15 protein-coding genes are annotated in these 18,349 nt (G+C 39.2%); 3 read left to right on the top strand and 12 right to left on the bottom strand.

Annotation, left to right across the window (positions count from 1 at the left end):
• Window positions 1-16: 16 nt before the first annotated feature.
• Together PALPR_RS15520 and topA are read right to left on the bottom strand one after the other, a co-directional pair.
• Window positions 17-1,051, bottom strand: coding sequence for a DUF4831 family protein (locus tag PALPR_RS15520; RefSeq protein WP_013445936.1), 1,035 nt, complete (start codon window positions 1,049-1,051; stop codon window positions 17-19).
• Between the two features lie 100 nt (window positions 1,052-1,151).
• Entirely contained in the window at window positions 1,152-3,563 is a 2,412-nt protein-coding gene (gene topA / locus PALPR_RS12165) for a type I DNA topoisomerase (protein WP_013445935.1), read from the bottom strand.
• A 305-nt stretch (window positions 3,564-3,868) separates the two neighbouring features.
• On the opposite strand from topA, the gene PALPR_RS12160 reads away from it, so the two are divergent.
• The 3 genes from PALPR_RS12160 (at window position 3,869) to PALPR_RS12150 (ending at window position 6,245) form a co-directional block, all read left to right on the top strand.
• Window positions 3,869-4,444: a Crp/Fnr family transcriptional regulator gene (locus PALPR_RS12160; RefSeq protein ID WP_245544416.1), complete on the top strand. Its 576-nt coding sequence runs from the start codon at window positions 3,869-3,871 to the stop codon at window positions 4,442-4,444.
• An 87-nt stretch (window positions 4,445-4,531) separates the two neighbouring features.
• Window positions 4,532-5,143, top strand: coding sequence for a hypothetical protein (locus PALPR_RS12155; protein WP_041620405.1), 612 nt, complete (start codon window positions 4,532-4,534; stop codon window positions 5,141-5,143).
• A gap of 10 nt (window positions 5,144-5,153) precedes the next feature.
• Complete coding sequence (locus PALPR_RS12150; protein WP_013445932.1) at window positions 5,154-6,245, top strand: Acg family FMN-binding oxidoreductase; 1,092 nt, start codon at window positions 5,154-5,156, stop codon at window positions 6,243-6,245.
• Here the strand turns inward: PALPR_RS12150 and PALPR_RS12145 are convergent.
• The 10 genes from PALPR_RS12145 to PALPR_RS12100 all read right to left on the bottom strand — a co-directional run bounded on the left by PALPR_RS12145 (window position 6,235) and on the right by PALPR_RS12100 (window position 18,335).
• Window positions 6,235-8,520, bottom strand: coding sequence for a patatin-like phospholipase family protein (locus PALPR_RS12145; protein WP_041620947.1), 2,286 nt, complete (start codon window positions 8,518-8,520; stop codon window positions 6,235-6,237). The genes PALPR_RS12150 and PALPR_RS12145 overlap by 11 nt on opposite strands.
• Before the next feature lie 50 nt (window positions 8,521-8,570).
• Window positions 8,571-9,254 (bottom strand): response regulator transcription factor, encoded by a 684-nt coding sequence (locus tag PALPR_RS12140; RefSeq protein ID WP_013445930.1) that lies wholly within the window; start codon window positions 9,252-9,254, stop codon window positions 8,571-8,573.
• 164 nt (window positions 9,255-9,418) lie between these two features.
• Window positions 9,419-11,107, bottom strand: coding sequence for a glutamine--tRNA ligase/YqeY domain fusion protein (locus PALPR_RS12135; RefSeq protein ID WP_013445929.1), 1,689 nt, complete (start codon window positions 11,105-11,107; stop codon window positions 9,419-9,421).
• Window positions 11,108-11,208: 101 nt separating this feature from the next.
• Window positions 11,209-11,988 carry an acyl-ACP--UDP-N-acetylglucosamine O-acyltransferase gene (gene lpxA, locus PALPR_RS12130; protein WP_013445928.1) on the bottom strand — a complete coding sequence of 260 codons (780 nt, stop codon included), beginning with the start codon at window positions 11,986-11,988 and terminating at the stop codon, window positions 11,209-11,211.
• A gap of 73 nt (window positions 11,989-12,061) precedes the next feature.
• Window positions 12,062-13,444, bottom strand: coding sequence for a bifunctional UDP-3-O-[3-hydroxymyristoyl] N-acetylglucosamine deacetylase/3-hydroxyacyl-ACP dehydratase (locus PALPR_RS12125; RefSeq protein WP_013445927.1), 1,383 nt, complete (start codon window positions 13,442-13,444; stop codon window positions 12,062-12,064).
• A gap of 17 nt (window positions 13,445-13,461) precedes the next feature.
• Window positions 13,462-14,508 (bottom strand): UDP-3-O-(3-hydroxymyristoyl)glucosamine N-acyltransferase, encoded by a 1,047-nt coding sequence (gene lpxD / locus PALPR_RS12120; RefSeq protein WP_013445926.1) that lies wholly within the window; start codon window positions 14,506-14,508, stop codon window positions 13,462-13,464.
• Window positions 14,509-14,639: 131 nt separating this feature from the next.
• Window positions 14,640-15,869 (bottom strand): HD domain-containing protein, encoded by a 1,230-nt coding sequence (locus PALPR_RS12115; protein WP_013445925.1) that lies wholly within the window; start codon window positions 15,867-15,869, stop codon window positions 14,640-14,642.
• 215 nt (window positions 15,870-16,084) lie between these two features.
• Entirely contained in the window at window positions 16,085-17,014 is a 930-nt protein-coding gene (locus PALPR_RS12110; RefSeq protein ID WP_013445924.1) for a phosphatase PAP2 family protein, read from the bottom strand.
• 2 nt (window positions 17,015-17,016) lie between these two features.
• Window positions 17,017-17,595 (bottom strand): DUF4833 domain-containing protein, encoded by a 579-nt coding sequence (locus tag PALPR_RS15515; protein ID WP_013445923.1) that lies wholly within the window; start codon window positions 17,593-17,595, stop codon window positions 17,017-17,019.
• A gap of 29 nt (window positions 17,596-17,624) precedes the next feature.
• A complete protein-coding gene (locus tag PALPR_RS12100; protein WP_013445922.1) occupies window positions 17,625-18,335 on the bottom strand; it encodes a CDP-alcohol phosphatidyltransferase family protein in 711 nt (236 codons plus the stop codon).
• Between the last annotated feature and the right edge of the window lie 14 nt (window positions 18,336-18,349).

Below are 18,349 nucleotides of genomic sequence, written 5' to 3'. Positions count from 1 at the left end.
TTATAACAAGAACGGCTTACTCTACACCCAGCAATCTTCCTGTTTGGACATCCACACGCACCTTTATATTTGCTTGCTTAAACAAGCTTTCTGGCAACGAAACAGTTTTTCCAAACTGAGACACTAAGAACTGATTACTAAAGACTGTATTCACACCATCACCTATCGTGAACAGTGTAGCGACCGGTATTACTGTATACAACGCACCACTCTCAGATTTTGATTTTGAACCGGATGTTAGAACTTTCTCAACCGGAACTAAGCTGATATAATAAGGCACTCCACTCAAATCATCCGCAGCAACGACCCCTTTCAAGGCTGAAAATCGGAACAACACATCGTTATTAATCGTTGTCATAGGAGTTAGATACAACGTTTTAGTTTGGGTCTCAGTTGTTGTTTCACCTACAAAAAGCTCGGTCAGCTTTTTTTCCAGTTTATTCATACCTTCCAACATTGCTTTCAACGACTCACCATCGGCAGGCATTTTTTCAACATCAGCGGTCAATAGTCCCATTCTGCTTTCTCTTATTCTGTATATTTGCTTAGCAGCTCCTTCGGCCAATTTAGCTTCGGAACCAGCCATCATATACTCTTCTCCTAACGGTAAAAGAGCATCCAGAACAGAGTTTTCATTTTTTGGAGTATCAATACTTTTCACAAAGCTCGTTTGTGGCTCCGGAGTAAGGTTCACTCCACGCAAAAGACCATCAGCATTAACCGACAAACGGCTTGTTTGCAAATTACCACTCGGAGTTACAGAATATGTTCTGCCCAGATCCGCCACAGCCTTGGTTTTGACTGAGATATTCTTTATTTTATAGATTGTTTTTTCTTCTGTTATTACTTTATTTGTTGCCAAATAGCGTTCAGAGTAACGATAAAACTTACCGGGTTTCTGACTAATCTTTTCAGTCTCTATCTCAATACAAAAAACAGTTTTTGGCAATGAATAAACCAGAACAGATTCTCCATCGACTGAAGAAAATGGAACTTGCGCTTTAACCATTAAAGCGAATGCAAGCAGTGTAAATAATAATAGTTTTTTCATCTGAAATTGGGTTTTATTCTTAAAACGTGGGATTCAGCTTTAAATTGCGATACAACAATTGAGTAAAACTACTTTTAGCGACTAAACAATGCAAGAAAACTTATTTCTTTGCTTTTGTAGCTTTAGCCTTAGTAGTTTTTGCCTTTGTTTGTGCTTTTTCTTTCTTATCGGATTTAGCCGCGGCTTTTCGTCCGAAAGGTTTCTTTTTATTAGCCGCTTCGGGCTGAGCTGCAATCAATTCCTGACAGCGCTCGAAGGTAAGTGTTGCAGGATCAGTCCCTTTAGGGAATATTTTATAATTAACTCCATCGAAAGTAAAATAAGCTCCGAAACGACCATTCAACACCTGAATTTCATTATTCTCGCCTAGTGTTTTGATAATTCGATTCTTCTCTACCTCACGCTTAGCTTCAATGATTTCAATAGCTCGTTCAGTGGACACTTCCATCGGATCATCGGTTTTGGGCAAAGAGTAAAAAGAAGAATCATGACGAATATAAGGTCCAAATCGACCAATAGCAACGGTCATAACTTTGCCTTCGAACTCTCCAACCTGACGAGGCAGTTTGAACAACTCAAGTGCTTCTTCGAACGAGATACTCTCTATTGATTGCTCCTTTCTTAGCGAAGCAAACACAGGTTTTTCTTCTTCATCAACTGTGCCAATCTGTGCCAACGGACCGTACTTTCCAATTTTTACCGAAAGCTGTCTACCACTTTTTGGATCAACTCCCAGAATACGCTCTCCGACCTTACGTTCGGAGTTTTTCATGGTATCTTCAACAATCGGATGAAATTTTTTGTAGAATTTATCAATCGATTTAGTCCATTTTATTTTTCCGTCAGCAATGTTATCAAATTCTTTTTCTACATCGGCGGTGAAATTATAATTCAGGATTTCAGGGAAATACTCTATCAGAAAATCGTTTACAACCGTGCCAATATCCGTAGGGAAAAGTTTTGATTTTTCAGCTCCCGTATTTTCTTCTTTTATTTTATCCGAAATTTTTCCGGCTTTAAGTTTCAATAAGTTGTACTCGCGTTTTTCAGGTGCACGATCTCCTTTTTCTACATAAGATCTGTTCTGAATGGTAGAAATAGTCGGCGCGTAGGTTGATGGTCGACCAATTCCCAGTTCCTCCATCTTACGCACTAAACTTGCTTCACCATAACGCGGAGGTTTTTGAGTAAAACGTTCTTGTGCTATTATTTCAACAGAAGAAAGCTTTTCACCTTTCTTCATAGACGGCAACAAGGATTCATTTTCAGTATCCTGCTCATCATCTGTCGATTCCATATAAACTTTCAGGAATCCATCAAATACAATCACCTCACCAGAGGCAACAAACTGAAGATTACTTCCTGAAACACTGATAAAAATGGACGTTTTTTCTAATTCAGCATCAGACATTTGCGAAGCAATTGTCCGTTTCCAAATCAATTCGTAGAGTTTCTTTTCCTGAGCAGTTCCTTCCACCGTATGAGCATTCATATAGGTTGGACGAATGGCCTCGTGGGCTTCTTGAGCTCCTTTAGTTTTTGTATTGAACTTACGAATGTGTACGTATTTTTCGCCGGCCATGCTGATTATTTCTGCCTTGGAAGTACCCAAAGCCAGATCCGACAGATTTACGGAGTCGGTACGCATATAGGTAATCTTACCAGCTTCATAAAGACGCTGCGCTATCTGCATGGTTTGAGCCACCGAATAACCCAGTTTACGGGCAGCTTCCTGTTGTAAGGTGGAAGTAGTAAAAGGTGGAGCCGGAGATTTTTTGGCAGGTTTCTTTACGATATCATCAACACTGAATTCAGCTTTTATACAAGTTTCGAGGAATGCCAGCGCCTCAACTTTAGTTGCAAATCGTTGGGGTAATTCGGCTTTTAATTCTACCGGTTTGCCTTTGCTATCAACTGACGAGAAAATTGCATTAACACGGTACGATGCCTCCGGAACAAACTGACTAATTTCGCGTTCTCTCTCCACAATAAGGCGCACAGCTACCGACTGTACACGACCTGCCGAAAGCGATGGACGAACCTTGCGCCACAAAATGGGCGATAATTCAAAACCTACAATACGATCTAACACGCGTCGGGCCTGTTGAGCATCAACCAGATTAACATCTATATCTCTTGGAGTTTCAATGGCATGAAGTATGGCATCTTTGGTTATCTCATGAAAAACAATGCGGCGGGTACTGTCTTTTTTAAGTTTTAGCTCTTCATACAAGTGCCATGCAATAGCTTCTCCCTCGCGGTCTTCATCGGAAGCTAACCAAACCGTTTCAGCATCCTTACTTGCTTTTTTCAGCTCCGAAACCAGTTTTTTCTTATCAGTAGAAACCACGTATTGAGGTTCATAATTATTCTCAAAATCGATACCGATGCCCTTATCAGCCAGATCCCGGATATGACCGAAACTAGACATGACATGATAATCGGTTCCGAGAAATTTCTCAATCGTTTTGGCTTTGGCCGGTGACTCTACTATGACAAGATTTTTAGACATACTTTCTTTAGTTATGTGTATGATGGTTTAAATCGGGTGCAAAATAACAAAAACAAGTAGGTACGAGCCAAATTTTCAACGCATTATTTTTGTTTTTTATTGATTTTGGTTGTAAAAGGGACATATAAACTGTAAATTTCATCCCATTTACAGGTTAATCATGTGTAAAATTATAGGAATGTCTGATAATAACAGCCCGAAATACATCGAAAAAGAAGAAACGAGGAAAAGATTCAATATAAATCTTTAAATTTGTCTGGCGATATTCAAAATAAACTAATACGTTAGTCTACAAAACAATTTCTATGATGAACTTTGAATTAACAAAGCGATATTTTCAAAAGTATACTTCCTTTTCTGAAAATGAGTGGAAAACTATATCATCATATATTCACTTTAAAACGATTGCAAGGGGAGAAATTTTACTTCAACAAGATCATATCTGCAAATCAATTTATTTGATACTCTCCGGAGCGCTCATCTATTATAAAATAACAGATAAAGGCGAGGAAGCCACCACCGACTTTGCTTTTGAAGGAGATTGGGTAACCGATAACCGAAGCCGGCTGAGTGAAACTCCGGCACATTTGAATATCAAAGCATGGGAAGATACTGAAGTGGCATTTATACAACAAAAGGATTTGGAGGTCTTATTTAATGAAGTTCCCCGAATGGAACGCTTGGGACGTATACTGGTTGAAGGTGCTTATGTGAAACTGGTACAACGCAGTGTCGATCTACAAATCTTATCGGCTGAAGAGCGATACCAAAAACTGTCGGCAGAATACCCACAAGCATTTTTACGTTTACCGCTCTATCATCTGGCCAACTATCTGGGAATTGCACCTAAATCACTTAGCCGTATCCGCAATAAAAAATAGTTTCCCGATTCATTTGGTAACAAATGCGGAGTAAACTTCTTTTTTCAATGCCGAACTTTGCAGCATCAAAATTCAAAGTTTATTGGTATGAAAAAGAAAATTCTCTTTATTATGTGTGTGTTTAGCTCGTTTGGATGTGTATTGGCACAAAACGATTCGTTGCGGGTAAAGGAACCGGCCAGGGCGCATGCTAAAAGTTACGAAGTAAAGTCGGCTGTGGAAGTGGAAAGTCTGGTGCCTATGTTTCTCACGGGCGGTTTCCATATTGGAGTGGGATATAGGTACGAACGTTTTCGCGTAAGAGTGAGTGTTATCAATGGTGGAAGCTACGATGCGGAGACTGCGGGAGTGAATAACTCGTCGGCCGACTTTAAGCGGTTTTATAAAACTTCACCGGGATTATTTTTGGGTTATAACCTGTGGCGTAACCTGGAACTTTATAGCTATCTGGAGGCTCATACTTTTGAGATAGAACAAAAGAGTACCGGCATTCGTAAAGATATGCATAGTCTTGATACAGGGTTGGGGCTGAGTTATCAGTTTTTTATTGGTCGATACTTTTACATTCAGCCCGGTATGCATGTGTATCTGAGGGGCGACAAAACTGTCAACTTCGAAACAGCGAGCTATTCTGTTCCAAACGTAGACCTTTCGCCGGTTGTCCGGTTGGGAGTGCGGCTGTGGAGCAAAGATAAATAACGATACGTAAATGAAAGCACCAAAACTTATCTTTATAATGATGTTGTCGATGTGGGGTCTCTTTTGCTCCTGTTCTGTTGGATCTCATGGCCAGCGATCTTTGGAGCCTAATGGTAAAAATGATGTCTATCAAATGCTCTATTTTGCATCGCTGGCCGGCAGTTCGCATAATTCGCAACCCTGGCGGGTAGAGGTTTATAATAATAGTATTATCCGCTTGTATGCCGATATTACGCGGGCTTTGGCAGTGGTTGATCCCGACCACAGAGAACTTTTTATTTCGTTGGGTGCTTTTATTGAAAATCTGACTTTGTCCGCCGGTAGTTTAGGGTATGACTGCAAGCTTATTCTTGCTGATAATTATTCCAAGGCTAAGCCGGTGGCTGAAATAGTCCTGAATAAAGCTTCAGCAACACCCTACAACCTGAAGCTGATAGAAACTCGTATGACACTGCGCACTCCATTTGATACGAACGCTATTAAAGAAAATGATGTAAGACGATTGACTAAACCCGACGCCGAACGGATTCATTTTTTCGAAGCCTCCGATGGCGAAGGAAAATTCATTGCGCAACAAACAATTGAAGCTTACACGCAGCAGGCTTATAATAAAGCAGCTCAGGATGAGCTGGCCAACTGGTTGCGGTTTTCGAACAAAGAAGTGGATGCAAAAAGAGACGGGCTTACTACTGCCGGCATGCAGATAACAGGCATAAGCGGCTTTTTTGTTCGTCATTTTATGAAGCCGCAAGATTCAAAAAAGGAATCGTTTATCAAAGCCGGGATAGATAAAACCAAAAAGCAGGCTTTGAGTTGCGGCGGTTGGATAGTGATTACCAGCAGCGGAAATACGGTTGCCGGCTGGATAAATACAGGACGGTTATACCAACAAATTCATTTGACCTGCACGGAACTGGGACTTGGATTTCAACCCATGAATCAGGCTGTAGAAGAACGCAATTATAAAACTCAGGTTGTAAAGCGTTTGGGAATAAAAGATGAATTGGTTTTCATTGCTCGTGTTGGATACGTATCTGTCGTTCCGGCTCCAGTCAGTCCGCGCAGATCAGTGGCGGACTTCACCCGGTTCATCATTCGGTAAACTTTGGATTGAAAAGCAAAATGCCGATATTGAGCCCGAAATTCCAATTGGCATTATTGTAATTGGCAAAAATCCCTGCTGAAGCTAACTTGAAATTAAAGACCAACGTACTTTCTGTCATAAACTTTACAGAAGAAAATGGTTTAGAATAGTAGGCCAAATTTTCACTATCTGCATTAATTGCCTTGTAGGGTAGAAAACAATAGAACTCAGTTCTTAAGTGCAGTTGATCCGTAAAGTTTACAATCGGTTTTATTCCCATTGCAAAAAACTGATTGGCGCTGAATTTCGGATTGAAAATAGTGCGACTATAAGGTGTCGGCTGAAAAGCGGGAGCCTGAATGACCGTAGAAGTATAGTTCTGCAACATCTTGCGGGAAGAGTAGCACAAATCTGCGCTCGTGCCTAAAGTCAAATAATTTGTAAGTGGAATATAGTAATCCGATTTAGCTCTGAACTGAAACCATGAATCGGCTTTATCCGATAAATTTGAAACCGGATTGTTTACTGATTCAAATTTCTGAGTTCCATCAAAAAATTGAAATGAAGCGGAATAACTAAACCCCTTTGTTGAGTACATCAAATCGTTAAGGGCATAGCTTTCGATGCGGGCAAATGCACTTCCGAGAGAAAAAGAACTCTTATCGTTTCCTGCAGTTGGACTGAGGGAGGTATTATTTTGATTGTAATTATCCGTCAATGCCCCATAACCGATTCCAAGTTCCAAACGACTTTTAGTTGCAACCAGAAAACCAACACTTAACTTACTGTAAAATTCATTCTGATTCAAATTCGAATTTCTATTATTCTGGTAAAACAGGTTGTTCCCATCAAAATAATCGAATTTGTGCAACACGAAAGCCAGTTTTAAATACCAATTATTATTCGACGGCATTTCTAAACGGGTACCAAGTCCTAAACCATTGTACATTTTACCGAACTGAGCGTCGATATAAGCGGTTTGCGCGTAGTTATTCAGATTCTGGTACGTCAGCCCCAGAAACGCCTGATTGGACGTAGAAGAAGATATATTACCCCCAATTGTCAACTTCAATTGATCTTCGGTTTTCACCTTCAGATGCAAATCAAACAATCCTGTAACCGAATCGAAAACCGCGTGTGGAATTACTTCCGAGATTGCTTCATCCGAAATGAGTTTAAAATACGATTGCTTAAACTCCTTCAGATCAAATTCCTCATCACCGTGATGAAAAATTCGGTTTACATACTCCCGTTGCAAGCTGTCTACTCCTTCAACATCAACATCTTGAAATTTCAAAATGGGTAATCTACGCTGAAAATCCATTCTGTGCTGAGCAACTTCGTCGGTTGAAGCCCTTCGGTTAACCCGCGCTTTAATTTCAGCCATATGCTTCATGGTGGAATCGTATCCCAGTTTTACCAACTCATCTACTTTTGAAAAATCGAATAAATTGATTTTTCCTAAATCGAATTTCAGCACCAAACCGTCCGACGCAGGAACTGAATAATCGGTCGGGTTCATAATCATGTTTTGCAATTGCGTCACAATATCGTCATCATCAGGCTTTGGCGGATTATAAGCCACCACACTTCCCAAAATAAAGTCAGGCTTAAAATCGGCTTTCATAACATCCACGGGGAAATTATTATAAATTCCACCATCAAACAGCAACTGACTATCAACTACAATAGGCTTAAACATGAATGGGTAGGTAAGCGAAGCGCGAATAGCGTCGCCCAAATCGGCATGACGAAAAACAACCGATTTCTTTTTATGAACATCAGAAGCTACACACCGAAAAGGCACAAAAAGCTTATCGAAATTACCCGCTGAGGCCGCAGTCACACTGGCACAAAGCGGTATAAAAGCATAATTCATTTGGCCGGGAGGAACAATATTAGCCGGTAAAATCTTCGTTTTTAAATTAATGGCTTTCTGTTTACTTATTTGGACACGCAGATTTATTACTCCTGCGTTAGGGTTGGCACTGCGATAAAAATACATGTTCTCAGGTTCTACTTCACCGTTCAACCAATGTTTAAAGTCCTCTGACTTCAGCACTTTTATCATCTCGTCGGGAGTCATACCCATAGCATACATCCCTCCCAGCATAGCGCCTATAGAAGTTCCGGTTACGTAGTCTATCGGTATATTATTCTCTTCTAACGCTTTAATAATGCCAATATGAGCTATGCCCGGAGCACCACCACCACTCAATACAAGTCCAACCTTCTGAGCATGCAATGCAGAAAAGGCAACAATCGTAAAACAAATCAGTAATATTTTTTTCATTAAATTCATCGTAAATGCAGGTCTGTCCGGTAATGTAAAGTGGCTAAAGTCTACCCTTCGAAACAGTAGCCAAGCCCGAGCTTAGTTACAATATTTCTCTCGTAACGGCCTATTTTTCTTCGGATACGGGTAATGTTTACATCTATCGTCCGACTAAGGACAAAAGCTTCATCAGACCATATACGTTTGAGTAATTCTTCTCGGGTAAACAATCGGTTTCTGTTTTCTAAAAACAGTTTTAGAATTTCAAATTCCTTTTTCGTAAATCGTATTTCCTTTTCTTCCAACAAAACTTGTTTTTTCTCAAGATTAATTGTCAGCTTATCGTAAGAGAGTATTTGAAGCCCGATTTTCATTTTTGAATCAAAACGACCAATTATGGCTTTCACTCTGGCCAACATCTCCCTGATTGAAAAAGGCTTTGTTATATAGTCGTCAGCGCCAAGACTAAAGGCTGTGAGCCGGTCATTTTCGGTATCTTTGGCAGAAATAAAGACGATAGGAGTATGAGCGGTTTTAGGATCATTTCGAATCATATGTGCCATTCTGAAACCCGAAATCTCGCCCATCATCACATCGAGCAATAACAGATTATAATCAGTTATATTCATTTTCAAAGCCTCTTCTGCAGAATAAACCACATCCACCGAATAACCCTCAACTTCCAATGCAAACCGAATAATCTCGCACAGATCTTCTTCGTCATCGACTACCAAAACACGATATTTACTCATAACCTCTTGATTTTAAATTAATCGTCAAAGTTATGGTGGTCGTGTTACGACTTCATGATATAACTATTACAAAACTGTGTTTTCGTGCCTGCCAATGTAAAACAAAAGCAAAAAAACCGTTACAAATTTCATGCAACGGTTTTTATCTCAATATATAAAAATTCTTATTTCCCTTGCTCTTTAGCCCAACTATCTTTCAACGAGGCAGTTCGGTTGAAAATCAGTTTATCGCTTGTAGAGTCCAAATCGACATTGAAGTAACCAATACGTTGGAATTGGAATTGATCCAGTGGTTTGGCATCACCCAAAGAAACTTCAACTTTGCAGTCGTTCAATACTCTCAACGAATTTGGATTCAATAAATCTCTGAAATCACGCTCGTCTGCCGATGGATTTTCGACACTAAATAACCTGTCATACAAGCGAACTTCAGCGCTTAGGCAATGCGCTGCCGAAACCCAGTGAAGTGTTCCCTTAACCTTACGATTACTCTCCGGCATTCCACTTTTGGTTTGCAAGTCATACTCGCAGTATATTTCTTCAACATTGCCTTCAGCATCTTTCTTGCAGCCTGTACACTTAACTATATAGGCGCTTTTCAAACGAACTTCCTGACCCGGCGTCATACGGAAATACTTCTTGGGAGCATCTTCCATAAAATCATCACGTTCAATATAAAGCTCTTTAGAGAATGCCAACGTACGCGTACCGGCCGATTCATCTTCCGGATTATTGACGGTTTCCAACATATCTACCTGATCTTCAGGATAATTTGTTATAATCAGTTTCACAGGATCAAGTACCGCATTAACACGCGTTGCTGTTTTGTTCAGACTTTCACGCACGCTGTGTTCCAAGAGTCCGACATCATTCATTGCTTCAAATTTGGTATAACCAATTTTATCAATGAAATTATGAATCGATTCAGGAGAATAACCCCGACGACGCAAACCACAAATAGTAGGCATGCGCGGATCATCCCAACCACTTACCAATCCTTCTTGTACCAATTGAAGCATTTTACGCTTACTCATTACAGTATAAGTGATGTTCAACCGGTTGAATTCTATTTGTCGTGGACGGTAATCGGAATCTTTAAACTGATCGATAAACCAATCATAAAGAGGACGATGAACCTCAAATTCCAATGTACAAAGTGAATGTGTAACTCCTTCAAAATAATCGGATTGTCCGTGAGCATAATCGTACATAGGATATGCTTTCCATGTCCAGCCGGTACGATGATGAGGGTGTGAATTGATAACACGATACATCAACGGATCGCGAAAATGCATGTTAGGCGATGCCATATCAATCTTAGCACGTAAGACCATAGCACCTTCAGGAACTTCTCCGGTGTTCATTTTTTTGAACAACTCAAGATTTTCTTCTATAGGACGATTCCTGTAAGGACTTTCGGTACCCGGTATTGTAGGTGTACCTTTCTGTTTGGCTATAGTTTCTGCAGATTGTTCATCTACATAAGCTTTACCTTGTTTTATAAGCTCAATGGCTAAATCCCACAATTGCTGGAAATAATCTGAGGCGTAATAAACATCTTTCCACTTGTACCCAAGCCATTGAATGTCTTCCTGAATAGAATCAACATATTCAACGTCTTCTTTAACCGGATTGGTGTCGTCAAAACGAAGATTACAAGCCCCACCATAGTTTTCTGCTATCCCAAAATCAAGGCAAATAGCCTTTGCGTGACCTATGTGCAGATAACCGTTAGGCTCTGGCGGGAAACGTGTTTGAATTCGTCCGTCATTTTTACCATCTTTCAAGTCTTGCTCTACAAAAGCTTCTATAAAATTCAAGCTTTTCTTTTGTGCTTCATCAATATTTTCCATAAATGTTACGAATTTCGTTTTATAAGAAGCGTAGGGAAAGTATGCAATTTTTATTTTTACAGGATATATACCCTGCAATTACATCGCATATTCCTATGATATCAATCAAAATAACCTTTGATAATTCCGCGGGGTGAATTGCGTACAAAGAGTAAAATCTCGTCGCGCTCTTTTGTTGCAGGAAGTTCTGCCTGAATTCTCTCTACAGCGTGAGAAGTGTTCATTCCCGACTGATAAAGATAGCGATAAACATCCTGTATATCACGTATCTGTTCATTTGTAAATCCTCTACGACGCAAACCGATTGAGTTTATTCCGGCATACGAAATAGGATCGCGTCCGGCGGTTACAAAAGGAGGAACATCTTTATTTATCTTAGAACCACCCTGAATCATTACGTGCGATCCGATATGCGAAAACTGATGAACCAGAATTGCAGCACTTAAGATAGCGTGGTCTTCAATTACCACTTCGCCTGCCAGCTGGGTTGAATTACCCATTATGATATTATTACCTACAATACAGTCGTGAGCTACGTGACAATAAGCCATTATTAAACAGTTATCACCTACCACGGTTTTGCCCTTCGAGGCTGTACCTCTGTTGATAGTGACAAACTCACGTATTGTTGTATTATCTCCAATAATAGCTAACGTATCCTCTCCCTTAAATTTAAGATCCTGAGGGACAGCCCCGATAACAGCACCAGGGAAGATATTGCAATTTTTTCCAATCCGCACACCTTCCAAAATGGTTACGTTTGAACCAATACGAGTGCCATCTCCGATTACCACGTTTTTATCGATAGTAACAAATGGTTCAATTACAACTGTTGGTGCAATCTTAGCATCGGGATGAATGTAAGCTAAAGGTTGTTTCATTCTATTTATTTTTCAGTTTTATTACTTTGAATATCTTGATCTTACAAATCAAGTTTATGTTGTATAGCGTCTTTTACTTGTTCTTTACTATTTGCGCCATAAATTCTGCTTCAGCAACTATTTTTCCACCAACAAAAGCATGACCTTTCATTAACGCACAGCCTCTGCGCATTTCATCAGGCATCTCCAGATGGAAAATCACCGTATCGCCCGGAACCACTTTCTGGCGAAATTTCACATTGTCTATTTTCAAAAAATAGGTTGAGTATGTTTCCGGATTTTCAACCGAGTTTAGCACCAACAAACCACCGGTCTGCGCCATGGCTTCAACTAATAAAACACCCGGCATAACCGGTTCTTCAGGGAAATGCCCCATAAAGAAAGTCTCGTTTACAGTAACGTTCTTTACGCCTACAATAACTTTTTCGCGCATTTCTATGATTTTATCAACCAGCAGAAATGGCCAGCGATGTGGCAAAAGTTTGCGAATAGCGTTTACGTCCAAAACAGGTGCAATCGTGTCATCGTAAACAGGCGCCTGAATTTCTTGCTTTTTAAGCTCTTTACGAATCAGCTTGGCTAATTCCGTATTTATTTTGTGTCCGGGATAAGTTGCAATTACTTTTCCACGAATAGGCTTACCAATCAGAGATAAATCACCAATCACATCCAACAGTTTGTGACGTGCCGGTTCGTTTGGAAATTTCACTCCCCCATTCAGATAACCCAGTTTACCGGCATCCTGGTGAGGTTGATTCATCAAATCAGCCAGGTTATCAAAGTCTGCCTGAGATACCTGCTTGTCATAAATAACAATAGCATTTTTCAGATCACCACCTTTGATAAGGTTGAGCTTCACCAGTTGCTCTATCTCGCGTACAAAAACGAAAGTGCGTGCACTGCCTATTTCGGTTGCAAAGTCATCCAACGATGAAAGGCTTGCAAATTGGTTATTCAGCACAGCTGAATCAAATGCAATATGCACATCCACACTGAAAGTATCATCGGGAAGTAAAATGATTTTTGCTCCGGTTTCAGGTATGGTATATTCTATTTTTTTCCGAACTATGAAATAGTCCTTTTCTGCTTGTTGTTCTACAATTCCTATTTGTTGAATTTGTTCAACAAAATATTTTGCACTTCCATCCAAAATAGGGAATTCCGGTGCATTTACTTCCAATAAACAATTGTCGATTCCGAATGCATAAAGTGCTGATAAAGCGTGTTCTACAGTACTAACCTGCATTTCCCCTTTTTTCAAAACTGTACCTCGCGTAGTTTCAGTTACATACTCGGCTACTGCATCCATCTCGGGTTGCTCTGGCAAATCTACTCTTTTAATTTTAATTCCGTGATTTTCGGGGGCTGGATTGAACGTTAAGACTATTTCCAAACCGGAGTGTAAACCTTTTCCGGCTAGTGTAAAGGCTTCTTTAATCGTTTTTTGTTTCGACATACGTTATTTTAGAGATACTACTTTTTTATTTTGTTTTCTAACTCCTGAATTTGCTTTTGCAATTCCAAAATCTGCTTTTGAATTTCAGGTAAATTTTTATAAACTACTGAAGCCCTTTGAAAAGTCATAATCGGTAAAGCAGGATATCCCTGTAACGTTTGATTTGGTTTTTTCACTGAACTCGGCACGCCGGTCTGAGCACCAAAAATAGTGCCATCGGCTATATGTAAATGCCCGGCTATGCCTACCTGACCAGCCAGAATACATCGTTTTCCTAATTTTGTAGAACCTGAAATCCCTGTTTGTGCAGCTATAACAGTATTAACTCCAACCTCTACATTATGTGCTATCTGCACTAAATTATCTATTTTCACTCCTTTGCGAATGATGGTACTACCCATTGTAGCTCTGTCTACCACCGAGTTTGCCCCTATCTCTACATCATCTTCGAGTACAACATTACCCATCTGAGGAATTTTGCTATACGAACCATCTTCTACCGGAGCAAAGCCAAAACCGTCGGACCCAATCACGCAACCGGAATGCAGTGTACAATTATCTCCGATAACGCAACTGTTATATATCTTCACACCAGAGAACAACGTAACATTCGCTCCTAACTTCACACCATCTTCGACGCTGCAATGAGCGTGAATAGTTGCATTGGGAGCAATAACTACATTTTCTCCAATATAAGCAAATGGAGCAATATAAGCATTTTCACCTATTACGGCACTATCTGAAATAAATGCCAATGGCGAAACGCCTGTTTTTCTTGGTTTTGCCTGATCAACCAACGTTAACAACGTGGCTAATGACTGATATGCATCATCTACCCTTATCAGGGTAGAACTAATTTCTTTTTCTGGAGTAAAATCTTTATTAACCAGCACAATACTTGCCTGACAATCGTAGATATACTGATTATATTTCGGATTCGACAAAAAAGTCAGTGTTCCGAGTTTCCCTTCTTCAATTTTTGAAAAATTGCTTACCTTTACTGAAGGATCTCCTTGAATTTGACCGTGTAAAAAGTCTGCAATTTGTTGAGCTGTAAACTCCATATAAAATTTTTTTGGGTGCAAAAGTAATAAACTATTTCCAATAATCCATAATGACGGCCACGCTATTTAGAAAAGAAAACACATGCATCGATTGCAAAAGCCGATTTATAAGCAAGTTCAATCCGACTGTTTTACAGTTTCAGGTAGCAATAATAAAACTTCTCAACTTTCTTAGTAAGCACGGATATATTCAGCATATCCGATGCATCTGCTATATCTTTAACAGTTCCATCTTTATATAGGATGTTGATGTTGTCATCTTTCGGACTATAGGTATCAGTACTCACGATTTCTTCACCCATAAAATAGGTTGCGTCTTCTGCACTAACGTTGAAGTGAGTCATGTATTGTCTCAACAGCACTTCGCGTCTTTCGTCAGCTACAGGTTTAGTTCCGGTCTCCACTTTAAACAATCTCCTGTCGATAAATGACTTACAAAGAAACGACAGAACAATATCCGAATGCTCAGACCATACTTTGATAGCACAAATTACATCGGAATCATCAAGCATAGCAAAATGTCGAAGAGCAACCTCAGAGTCTGTAAAATGCTTTTTCGAAACTTCATTGTAAAGAAAATAATGCAATGCCGGTGATGCAAAAAGATCAACATTCCTGCCTGCCAGTTCCTTGGCTCTCCTCAGTATATTCATCAACATCTTTTCGGCTGCCACGGAAGTTTTATGCAAATAAACCTGCCAGTACATCAGTCGTCTTGCCACTAAAAACTTCTCGATAGAATAAATCCCTTTAGCTTCAACAACCAATTGATCATTATGTATATTTAACATCTTAATAATTCTGGCTGCTCCTATTATTCCTTCGCTCACACCCGAATAGAAACTATCCCTACTCAGATAATCAAGTCTATCCATATCAAGCTGACTCGAAACAAGCTGATGTAAAAACTTACGGGGATAATTATTCGTAAATATCTGCAAAGCCATATCCAGTTTTCCATCAATCTCCCGATTAATCTTCTGCATCATCCACAACGAAATTTCCTCGTGATTGACACCCGACACCAAACTGTGCTCTAAAGTATGCGAAAAAGGTCCATGTCCTATATCATGCAGCAACATACAAGCCTGCACCGCTTCTGATTCTTCTAACGAAATTTCATGTCCTTCCAGCCTTAACTGTGCAATTGCCTCACTCATAAGATGCATGGCACCCAACGAATGTTGCAAACGAGTATGTTGTGCTCCCGGATAAACGAACGACGACAATCCCAACTGTTTGATTCTACTCAAACGTTGGAAGTAGGGATGTTGGATAATATCATACAGAAAGTTATTCGGAATGTTGATAAACCCGAATACCGGATCGTTTATAATTTTCCGTTTATTTGGTTCTTTCATGCTTATTCTTTCCTGAAATTTTTTCGAAATCTACCTGCCTAAATTAACAAAAAGTTACGACAAATTTTAATTCATGAATTAAGAAGATTGTTGTTTTCGAAAAAAAGGAAAACAACGCGCTAAATTGCAAATATACTAAGGAATAAGGAATAATAAATCAACATCTTAGTATACTTTCCTTTGGAATCACAAATTTATCTGTAAATTTCGCATTTTCAGGTAATTAATTGCTCGTATGCGGAGAGGAAAGTTTTTACTGCCCGAATTCTCAACAATACAAATTGAAAAATTAGAATTCCGGCTCCGGCACAACTTATCCCCATTATGGCATCAACAACGTAATGATGACCGGAATAAATCGCCGTGATCCAAATACCCACCATGACAATTCCAAAATACCATTTCATGCTCTTTACATTGCTTTTGAACGCATAGAAAAAAGCAATAAGCGGATAAGCGCAATGAAGGGATGGCATTGCAGCAAAGACATTCGAATTTCGTGAATACAACGAGCCAAAGATATTAGCATGTAACAATTTGTCAAACCGCCCTAATCCGGCTGTATCGCCCGGTGTGTGCTGAATAAAATCAAAGCCATACTTTGCCACATACCACGGAGGTGCAGCAGGATGAAGATAATAAATACAGAATCCGATCAGATTCACAAAAAGAAAGGTAAGTGAAAAATGCAAAAACTGCTTCTTGTTTTTAAAATACAACCAAAAAGCAAAAGCAACGGGTAAAGGAATCCAATTCAGATAGAAGAAACCTCCCAGAAGATCGAAAAAAGTGGTGTGATGTAGTGCGAAAAATTCGTTTGGTGTCACTATGGCTCCATGATAATTGAACCCGAACAATGACTTTTCAAAATTATAAATGCCGCCAATATCTACCGGATTTACCCTATAATTTGGGTAAACTTTCATTAAATCATAGATAATAGCAAAAAAGATAAAAATGCTGAATGCCAATATAAATTTACGACTACTCTGTGATAGCCAGATACAGGCATTGAATGCAAGCACAATTATCCAGTTCTCGGTCTTCAATCCTATCAAAGAAGAAATTATCAGTATGTAAAGGAGCGAAACGAATAAAGCTGTTATCTTAGTTCTTTTTGCCTCTTCAAAATTAAATGTGGTCATGCTTATAGAGTTATTCTTTCATAAACAGGTTTTCTGTCTTTTTGAGAAATGCCATAAACATCCATATATTTAAATGATATGGGTAATCCGATAGCATTATTTTCGGCTTTGATATACACATCTTCGAGTTCTGCTGTTTCATTATCGATTTTCATCAAAGCGCAGTAAGTGCCCGTTGCAGTCTTCACCAGCCTAATGTCACGTTTATTAAAATTATTAAACTGAACAATAAACGAATTGTCAGACTTATCAGCCAAACGGCATTTTACACCAAATGCCCTGCGCTGAATAAAAGATAGTTCTGCTCTTTTTCCTCCTTCTTCGAAACGAATCCACGATACTTTTATCGGATTTTTCACATCTATAGTTCCATCAGCCAGAGTATTGAGCTCGTAAACGATTGTGTTTTTATTATGTGACCGCTGAAGATAAAATAACAATTTGTTTGTTTTCTGCGGAACCGGATACGATTCATGATTATTCCCAAAACACAGATTGGAAACTAATAAAATGCTTAAAAAAGCAAAGTATCTGGAAAGGAATATGGATTTTATTGCGGCAGAAGATAACCTGAGAAACATCACTATTGTATTAGTCTTATTGTAAAATATTATTTTGAAGCATTATCCTCTCCGTTCATATGTAATCTACAGTAATTCAATCGTTTGATCGCAGTAAGATTAGACATAACAGCCACTATAAGGATGGGTATTGTAAATATCGATATTGTTTCAATAACATCGTACGACATATCATTTACATACAGCTTATGATTTCCGCCGGTTATAGCCGATACTATGCCGCAAATAACTCCCGATAATCCAATAGTTACAACTCTCTCCGGACGTTGCATCAAACCGCCTTTACATTCTATATTCAGTCCTTCGGCTCTGGCTCTGACATAACTTACCATCATAGAACCTATCAGAGCCACAAATGCAAAAATTGAACTTAAGAAATAATGGTGAGCAACCAAATAATAGCAAATTCCGAAAAACATAAACAGCTCACTGTATCGGTCAAGTACGGAATCATAAAGTGCTCCGAATCGTGAAGACATATTTCCTACACGCGCCAAGCGTCCATCAATCATATCAAACAAACCTGCAAAAAGTATAAGTCCGCATCCCCAGCCGATATAAGATAAATCTCCTGTAGCTCCTTTTTCTCCTCCAATAATAAAAACAACCACGGCGATAATATTAATTATTAAGCCCACCGTTGTAATCACATTTGGTGTTACTTTCATTTTTATCAACATCTTAATAAACGGATTTATAATCTTATAAATCAATTGCTGAGCTGAATCTTTTGCTTTCATTTTCTCTATATTAC

This window comes from Paludibacter propionicigenes WB4 (assembly GCF_000183135.1).
Lineage (GTDB): Bacteria > Bacteroidota > Bacteroidia > Bacteroidales > Paludibacteraceae > Paludibacter > Paludibacter propionicigenes.
This window is presented reverse-complemented; position numbering and strand designations above follow the sequence as displayed.